This is a genomic window from Brevibacillus sp. RS1.1 (genome assembly GCF_013284365.1).
GTDB lineage: Bacteria > Bacillota > Bacilli > Brevibacillales > Brevibacillaceae > Brevibacillus > Brevibacillus brevis_D.
Genome location: NZ_JABSVA010000045.1, coordinates 1 through 309, shown reverse-complemented (window position 1 = coordinate 309; position 309 = coordinate 1). Strand labels below are relative to the sequence as shown.

The window sequence follows — 309 nt, the reverse complement described above, 5'->3', positions numbered from 1 at the left end:
ATACGACCGTAACGCAACATTCGCTGTTCAGTTTTGAAGGAGTATAACTCCTTTGCGGGCCTATAGCTCAGTTGGTTAGAGCGCACGCCTGATAAGCGTGAGGTCGGCTGTTCGAGTCAGCCTAGGCCCACCATATATTTCCCCTAGTATGGGGCTGTAGCTCAGTTGGGAGAGCGCCTGCCTTGCAAGCAGGAGGTCATCGGTTCGATCCCGTTCAGCTCCACCAAAAAAAGTTTTAAAAAAGCACTTGAAAGTGAACAGGAAGATGTGGTACATTATTTTTCGTCACTTTTGAGAAATAGTCAAATC

Annotated in this window: 2 tRNA genes; both read left to right on the top strand. The window is 47.2% G+C overall.

Annotated elements, in window-relative coordinates:
- Positions 1-56 precede the first annotated feature (56 nt).
- A tRNA-Ile gene (locus HP570_RS29330) sits at positions 57-133 on the top strand.
- 17 nt (positions 134-150) lie between these two features.
- Positions 151-226, top strand: a tRNA-Ala gene (locus HP570_RS29325).
- Positions 227-309 lie beyond the last annotated feature (83 nt).